The sequence below is a fragment of the Micromonospora sp. AMSO12t genome (genome assembly GCF_008806585.1).
In the GTDB taxonomy this organism is placed as follows: domain Bacteria; phylum Actinomycetota; class Actinomycetes; order Mycobacteriales; family Micromonosporaceae; genus Micromonospora; species Micromonospora reichwaldensis.
Genome location: NZ_WAAS01000636.1, coordinates 1 through 423, shown reverse-complemented (window position 1 = coordinate 423; position 423 = coordinate 1). Strand labels below are relative to the sequence as shown.

1 protein-coding gene is annotated in these 423 nt (G+C 61.5%); it reads right to left on the bottom strand.

Annotated elements, in window-relative coordinates; translation table 11 throughout:
- Nucleotides 1–114 (bottom strand): co-chaperone YbbN (locus F6X68_RS33285; RefSeq protein ID WP_151457898.1); only part of this gene is annotated, 114 nt, incomplete at its 3' end.
- Between the last annotated feature and the right edge of the window lie 309 nt (nt 115–423).

Below are 423 nucleotides of genomic sequence, written 5' to 3'. Positions count from 1 at the left end.
CGGGGCGAAGCGCTTGCACGGGCCGCACCAGTCCGCCCAGAAGTCGAGCAGGACGATCCCGTCGCGCCCGGTCACCTCGTCAAAGTTGGCCGTGGTCAGCTCAACCGTTGCCATTTGCTCTCTCCGATCACCGCGGATTGTCGTACGTCCGGTGGAACCAGGGTCAGTCCGTCCGAATTCCCGCCGCGGGGGTGACGAAACGCTGAGCGCCGGGACGGTGACCCTGAGCACATCGAACACCATCTGTTCGCTCCGTTCGTGCGGAACGCAAATGCACGCCGCACTTGCGTGACGGGACGTGATGGGAGCGTTTCCAAGGAGATCACTCTCAGTTTCTGCTACGTCTCGGTAACTTCGGGCTTGACGAGCATCTATCCGGCCTGCGGAGATCGCTTATCGACCTCGTGTCGGTTACTTTGAGTA